This window comes from Nocardia suismassiliense, from assembly GCF_900269665.1.
Lineage (GTDB): Bacteria > Actinomycetota > Actinomycetes > Mycobacteriales > Mycobacteriaceae > Nocardia > Nocardia suismassiliense.
The window spans coordinates 7,929,377-7,949,098 of sequence record NZ_LT985361.1; the positions used below are offsets into that span (position 1 = coordinate 7,929,377).

Genomic DNA, 19,722 nt, shown 5'->3' on the forward strand with positions numbered 1-19,722 from the left:
GCAAGGCTGCTCGGCCAGTTCCAATGAGCACGTATCCGCGCGGGCCGTCTCCGGCCCGCCGCGGACTTTCGCGCGCGCCGAACTCAGTCGAGCGCGGCCCAGGATTCCATGATGGTGCGGGCGATGGAGATCGAACCCGGCAGCAACAACCGCGCGCCCGACCCCTGCGCCGACCAGTCGCCCGCCGCCAGCGCCGCGCGCACCTCGTCCCGGGTGAACCAGTGCGCCTCGGCGATCTCCCCGTCGGAGAAGACCAGCGGCTGCGCCGGATCGCCGACCGCGGCGAAGCCGAGCATCAGCGAGCGCGGGAACGGCCACGGCTGGCTACCCAGGTAGTGGATGTCGCGCACATCGACGCCGACCTCCTCCTTCACCTCCCGCTCGACGCACCGCTCCAGCGACTCCCCCGCCTCGACGAACCCCGCGAGCAGCGAGAACAGCGTCTCGGGCCAACTGTGCTGGCGCGCGAGCAGCACCCGGTCGGCGCCGTCGTGAATCAGGCAGATGACCGCTGGATCGATCCGCGGGAACTCCTCGTAACCGCTCTCGGTGACCCGCGACCAGCCGCCCTTGCTCGAGGTGGTGGCGGTGCCGTCGGCGCTGTTGAATCCGGCCTTGTCATGCCAGTTCAGCAGTGCGACGGCAGTGGAGAGCACCCCGGCGGTGAGATCGTCGACCGTGTTCGACATGCCGCGCAGGTCGGTCAGCGAGCCGGTCAGTTCCCGGTCGCGCACCGCCCACAGGTGCACACCGTCGATACCGAGGAACACCGCCTCGGGGCTCGGCTCGGGCGACAGGTCGATGGCCTTGTCCAGGACGAGCGCGCCGTTCTCGAATCTGACCTGGCCGCGCGCGTTCACCCGCAGCAGCTTGGCGTCGCGCCAGCCTTCCAGTAGGGCCTGCGCGTCGGCTCGCGTCTCCTCGGCGCGATCGAGCACGGAACGGGACAGCAAGGGCACACCATTGAGCTGAAAGACCGGCACCCTCCGAGACTATCGCGCCGAACGCCCAATGCCCGTGGCGCGGCCTTACTTGGCAGTGCGCCGGATGTAGAGCAGCTTGTCGCTGCCCTCCAGCGAGTCCACTTCCGGCTCGCCGACCCGGACCAGCACGCCCGCGCGCACCACGCCGAGCACGATGTCGCTCAGATGCCGTGGGGAGCCGCCGATCTCCGAGGGATCGACGTCGCGCTCGGCGATCGCGAACCCCTCCTCCGGGGTGAGCAGGTCCTCCATCATCTCCACCACCGAGGGCGTCGTCGTCGCGACACCGAGCAGCCGGCCCGCCGTCTCCGAGGAGACCACCACCGAGTCGGCGCCGGACTGCCGCACCAGGTGGGTGTTCTCCGCCTCGCGGATCGCGACCACGATCTTGGCGCTCTTGGTGAGCTCACGGGCGGTGAGGGTGACCAGCACCGCGGTGTCGTCGCGGTTGGTCGCGACCACCACCGAGGACGCGTTCTGCACGCCGGCCAGCCGCTGCACATCGGACTGGGTCGCCGAGCCGTGCACTGTCACCAAGCCGGCGTTCGCGGCAGCCTCCAGCGCGATCACATCGGTGTCGACCACCACGATGTCGGCGGGCTGCACGTTGTCGCCGAGCATCGCGTCGATCGCGGTCCGTCCCTTCGTGCCGTATCCGACGACCACGGTGTGATTGCGCACGCTGTGCCTCCATCGCTGAATCTTGAAAGCCTGCCGGGACCGTTCCGTCAGCACGCCGAGGGTGGTACCGACGAGAACAATGAGGAACAGCACACGCAGCGGCGTAATGATGATGATGTTGGCCAGTCGCGCCTGCGGCGTGATCGGCGCGATATCGCCGTAGCCGGTGGTCGACAGCGACACCGTGGCGTAATAGAACGCGTCGAGAAACGACAGCGGATCGCCCGAATTGTCGCGGTAACCGTCCCGGCCGATGAACACCACCAGGGCCGCGGTGAACAGCAGTCCGATCGCGAACAATACGCGGCGGCTCAGCGAAATCCACGGGCTGGTCTGCACTTCGGGGATGCGCAGCACGCCGACCAACGCGAAATGCGGGCGACTCGACAGCCCGAGCGTGCGCGCTCGATCACCGAACAGCGGACTCACCCGCCCTGGTATTCAACGAGTCGGCTGTACCCGGCTCTGCTTGTCCCTCCAGCACAGCACGGGAGCCTACCTGTTTCCCGGGATACCACCCGGTCTCGACGCGAATACCCGGGGAATGCGAAAGTTCCTCATGGCAGAAAACGCTCACGTACCCACCCGCGCCGCCGGGCGTCGCCCCGCACTGGCCATCGCCGCCCTGCTGTTTCCCATGGGCATCCTGCACTTCGTCGCGCCCAAGTTCTTCGACGGGATCGTGCCCCGCGCGCTGCCGGGCGAGGCGCGCAACTACACCTATGCCTCGGGCGTCGCCGAGATCGGCGTCGCCGCGGCGCTGGCGATCCCGCGCACCCGTAGCCTCGGCGGGCGGCTGGCCGCGCTGCTGTTCATCGCGGTGTTGCCCGCGAACGTGCAGATGGCCGTCGACACGCTCGGCAACAAGAAGGCCTCGCAACTGATGAAGGTCGGCACGGTGCTGCGGCTGCCGTTGCAGATTCCGCTGATCACCCAGGCGTTGAAGGTGAGCCGGTCGGCGCGGAATTCCTGATCAGCTCGGCCAATTCGTCCGGTCCGGCCAGCGCTGTTGGTGCGATGGTGCGGCCGGTGCGCACGTAATGGAAAGCGGCACTGATGCGCTCGAGCATCTCCTGCTCGGGCCTGCCCTCCCTGGACGCCATCAGCCTGGCCCAGGCCAGCCGGTAGACGGCCAGCTGCATGGCGACCGCGGGCTCCTCGGCGGGGGTCGGCTCGGCGCCGGTCTTCCAGTCGACCACGATCCAGCCGCCGCCCGGCTCGGCGAACACCGCGTCCATCCGGCCGCGAATCACGGTGCCCGCGAGCGACGTTTCGAACGGGACCTCCACATCGATCGGGCTGCGGTTGGCCCACGAGGAGTTCAGGAACGCGTCCTGCATCGCGGTCAGCTCGTCGTCGACGCCCGCGTCGGCGGCGGTGCTGTCGGCCGCGCCCGGCAGTTCGTCCAAACCGAGCAGCCGGGTCGAGCCGAACCAGCGCTGCACCCAGGCGTGGAATGCGGTGCCGCGGCGGGCCAGCGGGCTCGGCGGGAACGGCAGCGGGCGACGCAGGCGCGCGGCGAGTTTCGCCGGATCGGCGCGCATCTCCACCAGGGCGGTCGCGGCGATCTGGCCGGGGAGTTCGACCTCCTCGGCAGCGGCCTGCTCGGACTCGAACTCGGCGAGTAGGGCGTCGACGTCGGCGGCCCAGCCGTCGGGGTCGTCGGGGTCGGGGGCGGGGGTGATCGGGTCCAGGGGCTGGTCGGCCGCGAATTGTGCGGTGGCGAAGGCGATGTCCTCGTCGGAGAGGGGCTCGTCCATGGGGTCGGGTGGGATATCGCTGAGGTGCTGGGGTTCGGTGAGGTGGGTGTCCATGGGGTCCGGCGGCAGAGTGTCGGGGTCCGGNGCACCAGTTTCTCGAGGTCGGTGTGCGCCTCGGCCAATTGTTCCGGCTCGACCAGGTGCTCGGCCAGCTGCCCGGACAGGGCGAGAATCGCCTCGGTGACCGAGACGGGGGTGCGGTCGGTGTCCAGGTCGCCGTCCCAGGTGCGCACCACCTGGTGCGCGAGCTGCCAGAGCTGGGTCTGGGTGAGCAGCGTCGCCGAGGGCTCCACCGGCAGCAGCAGGCCGTGCTCGGTGAGCAGCCTGCCCGCGTACGAGTGGTAGGTGCTGATCTCCGGCTCGGCGCCGGACAGCTGCGCCCGCAACTGCCCGGACGGGTCGAGGTCGCGCAGCAGCGGCGCACCGGCCAGCCGGGCCAGCCGGGTCCGGATGCGAGCGGTCAACTGCTGCGCGGCTTTTCGGGTGAACGTCAGGCCGAGTACTTCATCGGGCAGGACGAGGCGGTTGGCCACCATCCACACCACGCGGGCGGCCATCGTCTCGGTCTTTCCTGCCCCGGCTCCTGCGACGACCAAGGTCGGGCCCGGCGGCGCGGCGATCACCGCCGCCTGTTCGTCGGTGGGCGGCGGCAGACCGAGTGCGTCGGCCAGCTGGTGTGGGGTTACCCGTGCGCCGGTCACGGCTGTGCCTCGGTGGCGCCGCACTCCGAGGCGCCGGGTGGCACAGGTCCGCCGGGTCGCGGCCGACGTGGTCCGGTGGCCCGGCGACGTGGCCCGATACTCGAGTGCGCCGCGGCGTCGATCGCCCGCTCCGGTATGACGGAGCAGCACAGGCATTCGGGGCCGCAGATCGGCAGCGGTACGCGGCGGGGCTTGTCGTTCACTCGTCGGTCACCTGCCTGCCGGTGTCCTGGACGGGGCAGCTGCCTGCGACCGGGCAGTGGCGGCAGCCGTCGTTGCGCATCGCGAGATAGCTCGGGCCCTCGGTGGCGGCGGCCGCATCGTGAATGGTGTTGCGCCACTTGTCCAGAGCTTCCGGATCGAGCGGCGGCTGCATGCGCTGGGTGGCGCCCTCCTTGCTGCTCGGCTTGGCCACGTAGACCAATCGAGCGCCGCCCGGCTCGCCGAGTGCGCCGCCCTCGTCCGCGATCTGTTCGTCCGAGTCTTGCTCGTCGGCACCCGGTTCGCCTGGGGCGGTGAGCGATTCGCCCGCAGCCGAATCAGCCGGCCTATCGGCGGGGTCTGAGTCGTCCCGCGCTTCCTCGGTAGCCGCGTCGAGCGCGCCCATCGCCGCCGCCACCTGGTACGTCGCCAGCTGCGCGTGATCGACCGCCGCCTGCTTGGTGACCGGCGACTTCCCGGTCTTCACGTCCACGATCACGAAGCGGCCCAGCGCATCCCGCTCCAACCGGTCCACCCGGCCGCGAATCCGCACGGGTCGTTCGCCTTCCGTGCGCGGCGGCAGCACGCAGTCCACCGGCACCTCGACCCCGGCCTGGGTGAGTTCGCCGCGGGTGTTGCGCACCCACGCCATGAAGGTTTCCAGCATGGCCTCGGTGCGGCGCAGCTCCTGCCGGGAATGCCAGCCGGACCCGGGATCGACGGACTGCCAAGCCTTTTCGAGCGCGGCGCGCACCTGTGCCTCGGGCACCTGTCCGGCCAGCGCCTGCACCAGGGTGTGCACCAGGTTGCCCTTGACGGCGTGCGGGTTGTCGCCGTCGGTGCCGCCGTGCCGTTCCAGTGCCCAGCGCAGCGGACAGGTGCGCAGCAGCTCCACGGTGGACGGCGAGAGGCCGATCGGGCTCTCGTCCTCCTCCCACAGGGACCGCGCCGAGCTCAATTCGGCGGTGCCGTACCACTCGTCCGGGTGGGTGCCCGGCACGCCGGCACGGGCCAGGCGCGCCAACTGGTGTGCGGCCCGTTGCTTGCGGTCCGGATCGGCCTCGGGATCGCAGACGGCGCCGCGCAATTCGGCCACCAGCGAATGCATGACCAGGGCGCGGCCGGGGTCGGCGATCGGCAGCGCGCCGGGTTCCCCGTCCTCGTCGTGCCCGAGCAACTCGGCCAGGAACCGCGACGGAACGAGATCCCGCTCCCCCGAGACCGATTCGACCGCGGTGACCAGCAGCGAGCGCCGGGCCCGGCTGCACGCGACGAGCAGCAGCCTGCGTTCCTCGGCGAGGATCGGCGCCGCCCGGCTCACCTGTTCGCCGCCGTCGATGACGCCGGCGGTCAGGTCCACCAGGTCCTCGGTGTTCAACAACGTCCCGCGCGCCCGTGGGTTCGGCCAAATCCCTTCCTGCACAGCGGCGACCGCGACGACGTCCCATTCCCGCCCCGCGGCGGCGTGCGCGCTGAGCAGGGCGACCGCTTCCTTGGGCGCGGTGCGCGGCGCCGAGCCGTTCGGAATCTCCTGTTGCACCAGGTATTCCACGAAACCCTCGATACTCGCGCGGGGCAGCCGGTCCACATAGGCCGCGGCCGCGTCGAACAAACCGACGGCGGCATCGAGATCGCGGTCGGCCTGCATGCCCACCGCGCCACCGCGTTCGGACTGCGCGACCCACCGTCGCTCGAGCCGCGAGGCGGTCCACAGCGCCCACAGCACGTCCTCCAGCCCCGCGCCGCGCCGACGCGCCTTACGAGCACGCTCCAGCGCGTCGAGCACCCGGCGCAGCGGTGCCGCCTCGACATCGGTCAGCCGCTCCAGGATGCGCAGATCACCGGACCCGATCAGCAGATCCCGCAGCACCTCCGCTGACGATTGATCTATGCCGTGCCGGAGTACGGCGGATTCACCGCTCGCCGCCGGATCGTCCGCGGCATCGCTGGAGTGACTCGCTTGCGCGGAGGAGCCGTCGACCGCGGCGGCGGTCGCGGCCGTCGAGTCGGCGGAGTCATCGGTGGTGGCGGCGGTCGGATCGTTGGCGGTGACGCCGTCGTCGTCGGCGGCTGTCGCGTCGGTGGCGGCGGTGGCGGCAGCGGCGGCATCAGGGTCAGCGTTCTGGTCTGCGTCCTCGCCATCCTGTTCGTCTTCGATGCCACGCCATTCGGAGTCCTCGATGCTCCATTCGGCGTCTACCCCATACCAATCCGCGTCGTCCGCAGCCCGCTCGACGCTGCCCGGACTCGGCTCGGGCAGCCCGGTTTCCCGCTCCGAGCTTTCGATAGCCCGATCGGGCTCACCCGGATTCCGCTCCGAATACTCGTTTTCCGGAGCCTCGTCCGCACCCCGGCCGAACTTCGCCTTGTTCCGCTCGGATTCCAGCACGCTGCGCCGCACACCACGCCGCAACCGCCGCAGCGTGATCTGATCGGCCCCACCGAGCGGACCGGCGAGCAGGTCCAGCGCGTCCTCCGGCTCGAATGCCGAACCTTTTTCGCCCGCGAGCAACGCCCGTAGTGACAGCAGCATCCAGGCCGCGCCCCGTCGCCGGGCCAGCGGTGTGTCCAGCGCGGGCTGCTGCACGGGCACCCCCGCCGCCAGCAGCGCCCGGCGCAGCGGCGGCAACGACAGCGGCACCGACCGGACGATCACCGCCATCCGCGACCAGGGCACCCCACCGGTCAGGTGCGCCCGCCGCAGGTGATCGGCGATGAGCGCGGCTTCCTTCGCGGGCGTGGCGAGTACCCGCACCCGCACCGCGGTGCCGTCGTCCGTCGGTTGGTCCGCCCGCTTGGGCAACGAAAAGCGTTGTGGCGCACTACCGGGCAACTTGGCCGCCACCCTGGCGACCGCCAGCTCCACCGGACCGCCCGAACGATGGTTGTCCCGCAGCACGATTCGCTGCCCGTCGGGGGCGGGCAGGTCGGCGACGAATCGGGCGTCAGCGCCGCGGAAGGCGAAGACGCCCTGGTCGGGGTCGCCCGCGACGACGGTGGTGTGCGCACTGTGGCCGATCGCCCTGACCAGCATCGCGGCCTGCGGGTCGAGATGCTGTGCATCGTCGACCAGCAGGTACCTGATCCGGGCGCGTTCGGCGGCAAGCAGATCGGCGTCGCCGGCCAGCGCGTCCAGCGCGGCGCCGATCAATTCGGCGGCGTCCAGGGCGGGCGCGGTCGCCTCCGGCGCCTCGACGCCCACCGACCAGCGCAGCAGCATCGTCTGCTCGTAGCGCACCGCGAACTTGCCCGCCGCCACCCACTCCGGTTTACCGTGCTCACGACCGAGCCGCACCAAATCTTCGGGCCCGAGCCCGCGTTCGGTCGCCCGCAACATCAGGTCCCGCAACTGCTCGGCGAAGCCACCCAGCGCCAGCGCGGGTTGCAGACGTTCCGGCCACAAGTCGTCCGCGCCCTCAGCAATGTCGATCAGGTCGCCGCGCAGCATTTCCCGCAGCACCGCATCCTGCTCGGCACCGGTCAGCAAACGCGGCGGCGGGTTGCCGTGCGCGGTCGCGTGCCTGCGCAGCACCGAGAAGGCGTAGGAGTGCAGGGTGCGGGCCAGCGGCTCCCTGGTCGCGCCGGGTACGCCGCCCTCGGCGTCGGGGCCGGCCAGGCGTGCGGTGATGGCGTCGCGGGCCGCACTCGCGGCCTGCTTCGAATGGGCAAGGACCAGCACGGATTCGGGATCGTCGCCCGCCGCGATGCGGTCGGCGGCGAGATCGACCAGCAGGGCTGTTTTGCCCGTGCCCGGTCCGCCGAGCACCTGCCAAGGTCGCCACCCTGGGCGCGTCGGCCCGGCCGCGGCCGCGGCCTCGAACAGCGCGCGAACGTCGGCACCCCAGGCGCGCGGCCGGGGTGCCGCCACGTTCCGGCGAACAAGTCGCACCGCGCTATCCGATCGCACCACGCGGGCTATTGCAACAGACACGACCGACACGCCGACGCGCCCCTCGGGCAACTCGCCGAGCGGCCCGCCGCCACGCAGGTCAAAATGGACCGGTGTCTGCTCTCAATGTCTATCGATTCGGCCCGGCGACCGGACCGGCCGTCCTCACCCTGCACGGGGTGACCGGCCACGGCAAACGCTGGGAAGACCTGGCCGCGAACCATCTGCCCGGTGTCCGGATCATCGCACCTGACCTGCGCGGACACGGGCGGTCGAGCGCGTTGCCGCCGTGGACCTTCGAGGCCGTCGTCGCGGATCTGGTCGAGTTGCTTGCCGAGGAGACCACTGATCCGGTGACAGTGGTCGGGCACTCGTTCGGTGGCGCGTGTGCGCTTCATCTCGCCGATCGCCATCCGGACCTGGTCCGGCAGCTCGTACTGTTCGATCCGGCCATCGCGATCGATCCGGCACTGATCAACGACATCGCCGAATCGCTGCTGGCCGCCCCCGACTACGAGAGCGTGGCTCGCGCCCGCGAGGACAAGCTGGCCTCCTCGTGGGGCGAGGTCGCGCCCGAGCGCCTGGACGCCGAGCTGGCCGAACATCTGATGCCCACCGCGGACGGCCGCGTCGGCTGGCGGATGAGCCTGCCCGCCATCACCTCCTACTGGGGGCAACTCGCCCGCCCCTTCGTGCTGCCGCCCGCCGGCCTGCCCACGGTCCTGGTGCAGGCGATGAAGGTACAGCCACCGTTCGTCACACCCGAGTTCCGCGCGGCGCTCACCGAGCACCTCGGCGCGCGCCTCACCGTGCACGAGTGGCAGTGCGATCACATGATCCCGCAAGCCCTTCCGGCCGAGGCCGCCGCGCTCATCCGCTCGGTGCTCTGAGCGCGATGGCCACCACCGACGATCAGGTCGAGCGGGTGCGTGCGTTGGTCGCGTCCATCCCGCCGGGCCGGGTGGCGACCTACGGCGACATCGCCGCGGCCGCCGGGCTGTCCACGCCGCGCACGGTCGGCTGGATCATGCGCACCGACGCCGCAGATCTGCCGTGGCATCGGGTGATCGGCGCGGCAGGCAAGCCCGCCGCGCACCTGGCCGACCGCCAGCTGCGCCTGCTCGCGGCCGAGGGGGTACCGATCCGTGAGGGCCGAGTGAACTTGCGGGCGGCGCGTTTTCCGTTTGGGTAAACCCACCCGGCGCGAGCCGCGCGACGGTTACCGTGGAAGCATGTCCACCCGCCTGGCGTGTGTCGTGTTCGATGCAGACCGGCCGCGGTTCATCGCGGATTTCTGGGCCGAGCTGCTCGGCTGGGGCGTGACTCTCGACCGCCCGGACGAAGTGGATGTGGCGGCGCACGATCCCGACGGTGCCGATCTGGCCTTGGCCTTCCTGCCCGCCACACGAGCCAAGCACGGCAAGAACCGCATTCACCTCGATCTGGCCAGCCGCTCGATCGATCATCAACGCCTGCAGGTGGATCGCGCGCTGTCCCTCGGGGCGCGCCGCGTGGACATCGGGCAGGGCGCGGTGCCGTGGGTGGTGCTCGCCGATCCCGAGGGCAACGAATTCTGCGTCCTGGAGCCGCGCGAAGAATATGTGGACACCGGTGCCGTCGCGGCGATCGTGATGGACACCCGGGATCCGCTGCGGTTGGCCGAATTCTGGTCCGCCGCCTCCGGCTGGCCGGTCGCGCACGGCGGCGCGCAGGTCGCCGGACTGCGCTCGGCGACCGGGCTCGGCTCGTGGCTGGAGTTCGTGCGCACGCCGGAGGCGAAGTCGGGTCGCAACCTGCTGCACCTGAATCTGGCCTCGTTCGACGACCAGGCCGTCGAGCTGGCCAGGCTGCGGGCCGCCGGTGCCACCCCGATCGAGCACGACGGCGCGAACGTCGACACCACGCCCGGCCTCACCCTCGCCGACCCCGAGACCAACGAGTTCTGCCTGCTCCGGCCGGTGCGCGACTGCTCGACGGTGTAAACCGTCGGTGTCCGCCTCCCGGGTTCGCGGCGACGACGAATTAGCATGTCCGCCATGTCGTACCTAGGCCCTGCTCGGTGACCGCCGCCGATGCCATCGTGCTCGCCGGCGGGCGAGCCAGCCGGATGGGCGGTGTCGACAAACCCGCGATCGTCATCGGCGGTCGCTCCATGCTCGACGCCGCGCTGGCTGCCGTCAGCTCGTGTGTGCACACGGTCGTGGTCGGGCCGCATCGGCCCGAGCTGCCGCCGGAGATCAAGCAGACCCGCGAGGTACCACCGGGGTCGGGGCCGGTCGCCGCGATCGGCGCCGGGTTGCACGCACTCGGCTCGGCGGCCCCGCTCGTGGTGGTGCTCGCGGCCGATCTGCCGTTCCTGTCCGACTGGTCGGTCACCGAATTGATCAGGCACGCCTGCGAATCCGGGGCCGAAGCGGTGTTCGCGGCGGACGAGTCGGGGCGGCCGCAGTATCTGATCGGGGTGTGGCGGCGCACCGCGCTGGCCGCGGCCCTCGATGGACTGGACTCGCTGATCAATCAGCCGATGAAGGCGCTGATACCGGCAGATTCCGCGATCATCGCGCTGCCGGGTGTCGCCGACTGCGATACCGACGAGGAGGTGCGTCAGGCCCGCGCCTCCGTCGACCCGGCACCACCGCTGTCCCTGGACGAGGCACGGAATATTCTGCGCGACAACCTCTCTCGGCTCACCACCTACACCGCCGACCTGGCTTCGGTGCGCGGGGCTGCACTCGCGGCCCCACTGGCGGCCGTCGGACCGCTGCCCCGCTTCGACGTCTCCGCGATGGACGGGTACGCGGTGGCCGGCGACGGACCGTGGCGGTTGCGCCGCGATATCGGGTTCGCGGGCGGTCAGCGTCCGGTCGGGCTGCTGTCCGGCGAGGCGGTGCGCATCGCCACCGGCGCACACGTGCCCGACGGCACCACCAGCGTGGTGCGCGACGAATTCGTCCGGGTGACCGCCGAGGACAGCCTGCACCGACTACCCGATACCCCGATCCGGGACGATGTGCGCCGCCGGGGCGAGGACCGGCAACCCGGCGATCTCGTTGCGCCGCAGGGGACTCCGGTCACCGCCGCGTTGATCTCTGCGGCGGCGAGCGTGGAGGTGACCGCGGCGCCGGTGCGCGGGCCGGTCCGGGCCAGGATCGTGATGACCGGCGACGAGATCCGCAGCGAAGGTCCGCTGCACGCGGGCCAGACCCGCGATTCGATCGGCCCGATTCTGCCGGAACTGTTGTCGCTGTGCGGTATTCGCACCGCCGACCGGGTGCACCTGCGTGATACCCCCAACGGTTTCGACCAGGTGCTCGCCGCAGCTCCCGAGTGCGATCTGCTGGTGATCGTCGGCGCGACGGGCGGCGGGGCGGCCGACCAGCTACGCGCGGCGGTGGACCGCTCGCGAGCCCGGGTATTGGTGCGGCGACTGCGGCTGCGGCCGGGCGGCTCCACCATCGTCGCCGAACTCACCACGGGCACTACGGTTCTCGGCCTGCCCGGTAACCCATTCGCCGCCGTGGCTACGCTGCTGGCCTTGGCGCCCGCTATCGTCGAGGGTCGCACCGGCGGCGCACCGCGTCGCGCCCTGCTCGGCCCGCTGCACAACGCGTCGGAGATAGCGGGACCGGTCGCGCGCATCGTGCCCGCTCGTTTCGCCGAGGCGGGCGGCTGGGTCGGCGACCCGCACATTCGCACGGCTCACCTCGGCGGTCTGGTGGACCGCGACGGTCTGGTCATCGTGCCCGCCGACGCCGCCGACGGTGCGACGGTCGAGTTCCTGCCGCTCCCGCGATAGGCAGAGTCCAGCCGCCGACGCGCGGTAGGTAAACCTGTTGCCCCTGCGGCAACCGCTCGGCAACAATCGGAGCATGGGACGCAGCTTCGAGGATCTGGTAGCGGAGGCCGGCACGGCCTCCGTGGCAGGCTGGGATTTCGGCTGGCTCGACGGGCGGGCCAGCGAACAGCGGCCGTCCTGGGGGTATCAGCGGGTGCTGGGTGAGCGGCTCGGGAAAGTCACTGCGGCACTGGACATTCAGACCGGCGGCGGCGAAGTACTGGCCGGTGCCGGGAACTTTCCGCCGCTGATGGTGGCCACCGAGTCGTGGCCACCGAACATCGACAAGGCGACACAATTGCTGCATCCGCTGGGCGTGGCGCTGGTCGCGGATCCGGATGAACCGCCGTTGCCGTTCGGGGACAATGCCTTCGATCTGGTGGTCAGCAGGCACCCGGTCACCGTCTGGTGGGCGGAGATCGCCAGGGTGCTCCGTCCGTCGGGCACCTATTTGGCGCAACATGTCGGCGATGCAAGCGTTTTCGAACTCGTCGAATATTTCCTCGGTGCACAGCCGGAAGAAATTCGTAAGCGCCGCAATCCGAATGACGATCGGACCGCCGCAGCAGCCGCCGGACTCGATATCATCGACCTCCGATATGAACGGTTGCGCGTCGAGTTCGGTGATATCGGCGCGGTCGTGTACTTCCTGCGGAAGGTGCCGTGGATGGTCCCCGACTTCACGGTGGACCGATACCGCGACCGCCTCCGGACCCTGCACGACGAGATCGAAGCAAATGGTCCATTCATCGCCCATTCGACCCGATTCCTAATCGAAGCCCGCAAGCCATAACGCTTCTACCTGCTGAAATGCCTAGGATCGCCGGTGCGACAGGCTTTTTTCACTTTCCCTTCCGGAATTGCTCGATGCTCGCTATCGTGAGTGACGTTAGGCGAATATCAATCCCCGGAAAGGACCGAGTGGAGATGGCTGAAAAGTCGAAGAAAACGCCTAAGAAAATGCCTAGGCAGATGGATCGGCAGCAGCAGCAACAGCGCCAGGATCAAAACCAGAACCAGGGCATGAACCGCCCAGGCGCAGACGGCCAGCGCATGCCGAACCAGCGCCAGTCCGACGATGATCGGCGCGATGCCGACCAGCGCAGGATGGGCCAGAACTAACTGATCCGCACCGCGTGCCGCCGGTTCACCGAACCGGCGGCCGCGGTTGTGGTCGTTCTGGCGCATTCGGCGCCGGACAGCTCGCCGAAACGGTGCGTCCCGGGCCGCCGGTTGCACGCATCGTGCGCGAAACGCTGGTGACCTGGGCATACCCCGCCTATTACTGGGTGGATGCCTGTTCCTTCCCATGCCCGCGGTTACGAGTCCTTCGCCGGCACCATCGGACGCACCACTGCGGCCTCAACCCCCGACTGGACCTACCCGCCGACGGCCCCGGCCGGCGCACCGAACATCCTGGTGGTGCTGGTCGACGATCTGGGATACAGCGACATCGGCCCGTTCGGCTCCGAGATCGACACCCCGACGCTGGATCGGCTCGCCGCGGGTGGTGTCCGGCTGACGAACTACCACACCACCCCGCTGTGCTCGCCGTCGCGGGCCGCGCTGCTCACCGGAATCAACTCCCACCGTGCGGGTTTCGGTTTCGTCGCCAATGCCGATCCCGGCTACCCCGGCCTGCGCCTGGAGCTGGCCGACGACGTGCTGACCCTGCCGGAGATCTTGCGCGCCAACGGATACGCGACCTACGCGGTCGGCAAGTGGCATCTGGTGCGCGATGCCACGATGAACCCGGCGGCGCATCGGGACTCCTGGCCGACCCAGCGCGGTTTCGACCGCTACTACGGCTCGCTGGAGGGACTGAACTCCTTCTACTACCCGAACCAGCTGGTGTCGGACAGCTCCGTCGTCGACGTCGAGGAGTACCCGCCGGGCTACTACCTGACCGACGATCTGACCGACAAGGCGATCTCCTATCTCAAGGACCTGCGCGCACACGATGCGGCCAAGCCGTTCTTCCTCTACTTTGCACACGTCGCCATGCACGGCCCCTTGCAGGCCAAGCCAGCTGACCTGGCCAAATACCGTGGCCGCTACGCCGAGGGCTGGGACACGTTGCGGCAGAGCAGGTTTGCCGCTCAGCTGACGCAGGGCCTGTTCCCGCCGGGCACCGAGCAGAAGCCGCGCAATACCGAGCCCGGTTACGAAGCGGCGGAATGGGATTCGCTCACCACCGCGCAGCAGCGCCGCTTCGCCAGGTACATGGAGGTGTACGCGGGCATGGTCGACAGCATCGACCAGAGCCTCGGCCGCATTCTCGAAACCCTGGAGCAGCTCGGCGAACTCGACAACACCATCGTGGTGTTCACCTCCGACAACGGCGGCACCGCCGAGGGCGGACCGGAGGGCACCCGCAGCTACTTCGCCGAGTTCGCGCACATCGACGACCCGGACTGGATCGGGGATGTCCCACTCGACGAGGAGCTGATCGGCACCGCACGGCTCGGCGTGCACTATCCGCGCGGCTGGGGGCAGGCGTCGAACACGCCGTTCCGGTTCTACAAGGGACAGACTTTCGCCGGCGGCGTGCGGGTGCCGTTGCTCGTTTCGTGGTCGAAGGGGTTGCCGCGCGGCGACGGCGACAACGGCATCCGCCACGAATACGCCTACGTCACCGATCTCGCACCGACCCTGCTGGAGCTCGCCGGACTGCAACGGCCGAGCGTGCGTAACGGTCTGCCCGCCAAGGACTTCGACGGCGTCTCCGCCGCCGAGCTGCTACGCGACCCGCACGCTCGGACCGCGCACACCGAGCAGTACTCCGAGATGACCGGGCATCGCGGCTTCTATCGCGACGGCTGGAAGCTGCTGTCCCTGCACGAACGCGGCAGCGATATCGACGCGCCGAACTGGCAACTGTTCGACGTACGCGCCGATCCGACCGAGCTGCACGACCTTTCGGAACGATTCCCCGAGCGGGCCGCCGAGCTAGCCGCCGCCTGGGATGAATCCGCCTGGGCCAATACCGTTTTCCCCTTGCTCACCCGGCAAGACCTGGCCCGAAGGCGGCCTGAGGAACGGCGCCTCGCCGAGCCGCTCCGATTGCTGCCCGGGACACCGACCTTGGAGCGCTACCGGTCCCAACGACTGATCGCCTACCGGGACTTCACCATCGGCGCGGAGCTGGACAACTATCGGCCCGGCGATGAGGGAGTCCTTGTCGCCCATGGCGATCCGCTCGGTGGTTACCTGCTCTACCTCGAGGACGGCTGGCTGACCTTCGGGATGAACAGTTACGGCAGGTACGACGCGGCGTCGGCCGGTCCGCTCGCGCCGGGTATCCGCCGCATCTCGGTGACGGCGACGGTCCGTCCGCGCCTGCGCTGGGACTTCGTGCTCGAGGTCGACGGAGTCCGAGTCGCCGAGCTCCGCGACCAGGTGCAATTGGTCGGCATGTCGCCGTGGACCGGCATTTCCGTCGGCGTGGACGCCCGCGGACCGGTCTCGTGGGACCTGCGGGAACGTCGCGGCACCTTCCGCTACACCGGCGCGCTGCGCGCCGTCACCTATACCCCGGGCCCGATCCGGGTTCCCGCGGGCACCATCGAGGCGGTCGAGCGGGAAGCGGAATTCGTTGCGGAGTAAGCAGATCGACGCTTACCTCGGAGGTAATTGTCCGGCAGCGGCGCGCGGCCTACGTTCGGATCGGCGTCGTGCTCCGGCGACGCCACCGACGACGGGAGCCGCCCATGTCCGCTTATGGCTTCGCGCACCTGCGCGCCCGCAGGCCGCACCCCGACATCCTCGAGTACCTGGAGCGCATTCAGGACACCTTGGATCCGTTCCACGGCCGTTTCGTCATCCACGGACCGCCCGCCGAGGTGGTCGAGGGCGACTGGCCGGGCAGCATGGTGCTGCTCGAGTTCCCCGATCTGGATACGGCACGGGCCTGGTACCACTCTCCCGAATACCAGCAGATCATGCACCTGCGCACCGACCACATCGACGGCGATTTGCTGCTGATCGAGAGCGTCGGACCGGATTACGACCCGCGCGCACGGGCCGTGAAGTTGCGGGCGGAAGCCGCATCCGGGTAACCCGGCTCGTCCGGTTCCGGCCACTCGGCCGACTTTCTCCGCGCCATTCTCGTCCGATACCGTTGACCAGGCACAACACGGTTCGACGCGACGAAGGATGCGCCTGATGGACGACAGTTCCCTGAGCTGGGACGACGGTGCGCTGGTCACCATCGATCAGCGTGGACTGCCGCACGAAGTCCGTGAGCTGCGGCTCGACACGGTCGACGCGGTCATCGACGCCATCCGGGTGCTCGCCATCCGGGGCGCGCCCGCCATCGGCATCGCGGGGGCGTTCGGCGTGGTCATCGCCACCGCCGCGCATACCGTCGACGGGGTGGTGGACGAGGCCCGGGTGCACGACGACGCCGATCGCATCGCGGCCGCGCGGCCGACCGCGGTGAACCTCGCGTGGGCGGTGCAGCGCGTGCGCGGCAAGATCGCGTCGGGCGCCGACGCCGTGCTCGCCGAAACCCTGGACATGCTCGCCGAGGACGGCCGGGTCAACCGGGCCGCCGCGACGCACGCCGCCGACCTGGTGCGGGAGCTGTGCCCGGACCGGCCGTTGCGGGTGCTCACCCACTGCAACACCGGTCGGCTCGCGACGAGTGCGTTCGGTACCGCGATCGGCACGTTGCGGATGTTGTTCGAGCGCGGCGCGCTCGACACCGTTCTGGTCGACGAGACCCGGCCGTTGCTGCAGGGCGCGCGGCTCACCACCTGGGAGCTCGCCGAGGCGGGTATTCCGCATCGGCTGACCATCGATGCCGCGGCGGCCTGGGCCATGGCGACGGGGCAGGTCGACTGCGTGCTGGTCGGCGCCGATCGGGTCACCGTGAACGGTGACGTGGCGAACAAGATCGGCACGTACTCGCTCGCGCTGGCGGCGCGGCATCACGGTATTCCGTTCATCGTGGTCGCGCCGGAATCGACCAGGGATCCGAATATGGCGACCGGGCGCGACATCATCGTGGAAGAACGGGCCGCCGCCGAGGTGATCGGATTCGGTGGTGTAGCAACGGCTCCCGAAGGGACCGCGGTGTTCAACCCGGCGTTCGATGTGACGCCGGGCGAGTTGGTGACGGCGGTCGTCACGGAACTCGGTGTGGTGCATCGCTCGGACGTGACCATTGGGTCTGGGTCGACCCGATCCGGCGTACCGGGAGCTCATCGGCCGGCTGATGCCGGAACGGACGCGGCCACCGGTAATACCTTGCCCGGCAAGACGATCGCCGACCTCGCGCGCGGCCTGTACCAGCGGGGCTGGATGCCGGGGACCGCGGGCAATATCTCGGTGCGGACCGGCGAGACCGCCGTGATCACCGGCAGCGGGTTATCCAAAGGTGAACTCACCGAACACGACATGGTGACCGTTCGGATCGCGGATTCGGCACCGGTGGCCGGGAGCAGCCGGAAACCGTCGGCGGAGACCACGATTCACACCGCCGCGTATCGTGCCACCGCGGCGCAGGCGGTCGTGCACATCCATCCGCCCTATGCCACCGCGCTGGCCACGCGGGCCGGTGGGACCGACGAGGTGACCTTGCTGCGGATCACCGATTACGAGCTCATCAAGGGTCTCGGCGGCAGCGACCCCGCGGTCATCGACATTCCGGTGTTCCCCAACTGGCCCGACGTACCGCGCATCGGCGCCGATATCGAGCGCTATCTCGCCGAACACCCCGCCGCTCCCCCGATCCTGTTCATCACCGGTCACGGGATCACCGCGTGGGGGGACAATCTTTCCCAGGCGCGTGATCGTGCCGAATGCCTGGAGGCGCTGTGCGAGCTGGTGGCCCGCACCGGTCGCAGGCAGGCGTTCGGGTCGCGCGACGAGACTCTCGAGATTGGACTGACATGACCCTGCTCCAGGTGATGGCCGCCGACAACGCGGCCGACGTGCGGGTGCGGACCACCGACGACGCGGTGATCGGCACCGAATTGGCAAAACACGGCATAACTTTCGGCCGCTGGCCGGTGGTGGACAACGCGGCGGCGATCGCCTCCGACGAGCTGCTCGCGCACTACACCGACCAGGTCGCCGAGCTGAACGAGTCCGGGCGCTATAAGCACATCGACGTCGCCCGCATCCATCCGGACGATGCCGACCCCGAATGGCCGAAGGTCGCCGAGGGTGCGCGGGCGAAGTTCCTCGACGAACACCGGCACGCCGAGGACGAGGTCCGCTACTTCGCCGCAGGCCGCGGCTGCTTCTACCTGCATCTCGGGCACGAGGTGCTGGCCGTGGTCTGCGAGGGCGGCGATCTGCTCTCGGTGCCCGCAGGCACCCTGCATTGGTTCGACATGGGCAGCCGACCCGACTTCATCGCCATCCGATTCTTCGAGGAGGCCGACGGCTGGGTGGGTGACTTCACCGGGGATCGGATCAGCGCAGGGTTCCCGACCCTCGACGAGTTGCTCGCCACCTCATGATCACGACGGTCGTCGTCGATATCGAGGGGACCACCAGCCCGACCAGTTCGGTGCGCGAAGACCTGTACGGCTATACCCGCGAGCGTCTTCCGGCGTGGCTGGCCGAGAACCGCACGGGTGCAGCGGCTCCCATCATCGCGGCGGCCAAGGCGCAGGCTGGGCAACCGGCGGCCGGCACAGATGAGGTCGCGGCGATATTGCGCGGCTGGCTCGACTCCGACGTCAAAGCCGAGTCGCTCAAGGCCGCCCAGGGGCTGATCTGCGCGGAGGGGTTCCGCAACGGCGCGCTGCACGGGGAGTTCTTCGCCGATGTGCCACCGGCGCTGCGTGCTTGGCACGCGGACGGTCTCGCGGTGTACGTGTATTCGTCGGGATCTGTTCGTAATCAACAGGATTGGTTCACGTTCGCGCGCGGCGGCGAATTGGCGTCGCTGGTCCGCGGCTACTTCGATCTGTCGACGGCGGGTGGCAAGCGGGAGCCGTCGTCGTACGAGAAGATCGCGGGGGCGATCGGCGTCTCCGGTGATCGGATTCTGTTCCTGTCCGACCATCCGGACGAGCTCGACGCGGCCGTCGCGGCCGGCTGGCATGCCGTCGGCCTCGCCAGGCCCGGCGAGCCCAATCCGCCTCGGCCACCGCATCGTTGGGTGGATACCTTCGCTGACATCGATCCGGGCGCCGAGTAGTCAGCCCAGCGAGTCGACGATCTTCGTGATCCGACGCGAGCGAGTATCAGGCCGCTTGGCTTCGGTTACCGCCGTGACGTGTTCGCGGCGGCGCGAGTAGGACAGCTTGTCGAAGGCGTCGCGGCGACCCGCGGAGCGCAGTGCGTCGGCCAGGTCGTCCGGGACGTCTACGGTGCGTTCGGCGTCGTCGCGGGACACCGTCACCACCACCGTGTCACCGGGCGCCTTGCCCAACTCCGTGCGTATCGCCTTCAGCAGGCCGAGACAGGGCCCGGACCCCATGTCGACGATGGAGCCGCGGTAGTCGATGCCGTCGAAGTCCGCCTCGACCGGGACGCGGCTGCCGCCACCGAGCGCCGCGACGACTTCCGTGGGCACCGCGACGTACGCGCCGCCGTCGGCGCCGGACTCGATTCTCGCTTCGAATCGCATGGACCGACCATAACCCCTGAGGCGTGCTGACCTCGGGATTCAGGGTGTTCCCCGATAGCAGGGGTGCGCCGGTCCGGCCTACGG

17 protein-coding genes and 1 pseudogene are annotated in these 19,722 nt (G+C 69.7%); 11 read left to right on the forward strand and 7 right to left on the reverse strand.

From position 1 onward, the window contains the following. Positions 1-83: 83 nt before the first annotated feature. Both nudC and DBO33_RS35425 read right to left on the reverse strand, forming a co-directional pair. Positions 84-983, reverse strand: coding sequence for an NAD(+) diphosphatase (nudC, locus tag DBO33_RS35420; RefSeq protein ID WP_107658933.1), 900 nt, complete (start codon positions 981-983; stop codon positions 84-86). 45 nt (positions 984-1,028) lie between these two features. Beyond that, complete coding sequence (locus DBO33_RS35425; protein WP_199857053.1) at positions 1,029-2,084, reverse strand: potassium channel family protein; 1,056 nt, start codon at positions 2,082-2,084, stop codon at positions 1,029-1,031. Between the two features lie 139 nt (positions 2,085-2,223). On the opposite strand from DBO33_RS35425, the gene DBO33_RS35430 reads away from it, so the two are divergent. Next, positions 2,224-2,637: a DoxX family protein gene (locus tag DBO33_RS35430; protein WP_107660866.1), complete on the forward strand. Its 414-nt coding sequence runs from the start codon at positions 2,224-2,226 to the stop codon at positions 2,635-2,637. Here DBO33_RS35430 and DBO33_RS44830 read toward each other — a convergent pair. The 3 genes and pseudogenes from DBO33_RS44830 to DBO33_RS35440 all read right to left on the reverse strand — a co-directional run bounded on the left by DBO33_RS44830 (position 2,594) and on the right by DBO33_RS35440 (position 8,257). Further along, a complete protein-coding gene (locus DBO33_RS44830; protein WP_234391225.1) occupies positions 2,594-3,478 on the reverse strand; it encodes a RecB family exonuclease in 885 nt (294 codons plus the stop codon). The genes DBO33_RS35430 and DBO33_RS44830 overlap by 44 nt on opposite strands. A gap of 20 nt (positions 3,479-3,498) precedes the next feature. Further along, positions 3,499-4,125 (reverse strand): annotated as a pseudogene (locus DBO33_RS44835) (UvrD-helicase domain-containing protein); the annotation flags it as partial. Positions 4,126-4,324: 199 nt separating this feature from the next. Further along, positions 4,325-8,257, reverse strand: a complete 3,933-nt coding sequence (locus DBO33_RS35440) for an ATP-dependent helicase (RefSeq protein WP_407670570.1) — start codon at positions 8,255-8,257, stop codon at positions 4,325-4,327. 71 nt (positions 8,258-8,328) lie between these two features. Here DBO33_RS35440 and DBO33_RS35445 point away from each other — a divergent pair, with 71 nt between their 5' ends. The 5 genes from DBO33_RS35445 (at position 8,329) to DBO33_RS35465 (ending at position 12,843) form a co-directional block, all read left to right on the forward strand. After that, entirely contained in the window at positions 8,329-9,105 is a 777-nt protein-coding gene (locus tag DBO33_RS35445) for an alpha/beta fold hydrolase (RefSeq protein ID WP_107658935.1), read from the forward strand. 5 nt (positions 9,106-9,110) lie between these two features. After that, on the forward strand, positions 9,111-9,407 hold the full coding sequence (locus DBO33_RS35450) for an MGMT family protein (RefSeq protein ID WP_107658936.1): 297 nt from the start codon (positions 9,111-9,113) through the stop codon (positions 9,405-9,407). A 40-nt stretch (positions 9,408-9,447) separates the two neighbouring features. Then, a complete protein-coding gene (locus DBO33_RS35455) occupies positions 9,448-10,197 on the forward strand; it encodes a VOC family protein (RefSeq protein WP_107658937.1) in 750 nt (249 codons plus the stop codon). Positions 10,198-10,274: 77 nt separating this feature from the next. Next, positions 10,275-12,011: an NTP transferase domain-containing protein gene (locus tag DBO33_RS35460; RefSeq protein WP_107658938.1), complete on the forward strand. Its 1,737-nt coding sequence runs from the start codon at positions 10,275-10,277 to the stop codon at positions 12,009-12,011. Between the two features lie 73 nt (positions 12,012-12,084). Beyond that, positions 12,085-12,843 carry a class I SAM-dependent methyltransferase gene (locus DBO33_RS35465; protein WP_107658939.1) on the forward strand — a complete coding sequence of 253 codons (759 nt, stop codon included), beginning with the start codon at positions 12,085-12,087 and terminating at the stop codon, positions 12,841-12,843. 107 nt (positions 12,844-12,950) lie between these two features. On the opposite strand, the gene DBO33_RS43250 is transcribed toward DBO33_RS35465, so the two are convergent. Next, complete coding sequence (locus tag DBO33_RS43250) at positions 12,951-13,238, reverse strand: hypothetical protein (RefSeq protein WP_159080688.1); 288 nt, start codon at positions 13,236-13,238, stop codon at positions 12,951-12,953. Between the two features lie 105 nt (positions 13,239-13,343). Between DBO33_RS43250 and DBO33_RS35475 the strand changes: the two genes are divergently transcribed. The 5 genes from DBO33_RS35475 to mtnC all read left to right on the forward strand — a co-directional run bounded on the left by DBO33_RS35475 (position 13,344) and on the right by mtnC (position 19,206). Continuing rightward, positions 13,344-15,656 carry an arylsulfatase gene (locus DBO33_RS35475; RefSeq protein WP_107658941.1) on the forward strand — a complete coding sequence of 771 codons (2,313 nt, stop codon included), beginning with the start codon at positions 13,344-13,346 and terminating at the stop codon, positions 15,654-15,656. Between the two features lie 104 nt (positions 15,657-15,760). Beyond that, complete coding sequence (locus tag DBO33_RS35480) at positions 15,761-16,108, forward strand: DUF1330 domain-containing protein (protein WP_107658942.1); 348 nt, start codon at positions 15,761-15,763, stop codon at positions 16,106-16,108. A gap of 106 nt (positions 16,109-16,214) precedes the next feature. Then, positions 16,215-17,948, forward strand: a complete 1,734-nt coding sequence (gene mtnA / locus DBO33_RS35485; RefSeq protein WP_107660868.1) for an S-methyl-5-thioribose-1-phosphate isomerase — start codon at positions 16,215-16,217, stop codon at positions 17,946-17,948. Next, positions 17,945-18,520, forward strand: coding sequence for a 1,2-dihydroxy-3-keto-5-methylthiopentene dioxygenase (locus DBO33_RS35490; RefSeq protein WP_107658943.1), 576 nt, complete (start codon positions 17,945-17,947; stop codon positions 18,518-18,520). The genes mtnA and DBO33_RS35490 overlap by 4 nt, the downstream gene beginning before the upstream one ends. Continuing rightward, the gene (gene mtnC / locus DBO33_RS35495; RefSeq protein ID WP_107658944.1) at positions 18,517-19,206 is read left to right on the forward strand and encodes an acireductone synthase; all 690 of its coding nucleotides are present in this window, start codon (positions 18,517-18,519) and stop codon (positions 19,204-19,206) included. The genes DBO33_RS35490 and mtnC overlap by 4 nt, the downstream gene beginning before the upstream one ends. Here the strand turns inward: mtnC and DBO33_RS35500 are convergent, their stop codons facing one another. Next, positions 19,207-19,638 (reverse strand): YdeI/OmpD-associated family protein, encoded by a 432-nt coding sequence (locus DBO33_RS35500; protein WP_107658945.1) that lies wholly within the window; start codon positions 19,636-19,638, stop codon positions 19,207-19,209. Positions 19,639-19,722 lie beyond the last annotated feature (84 nt).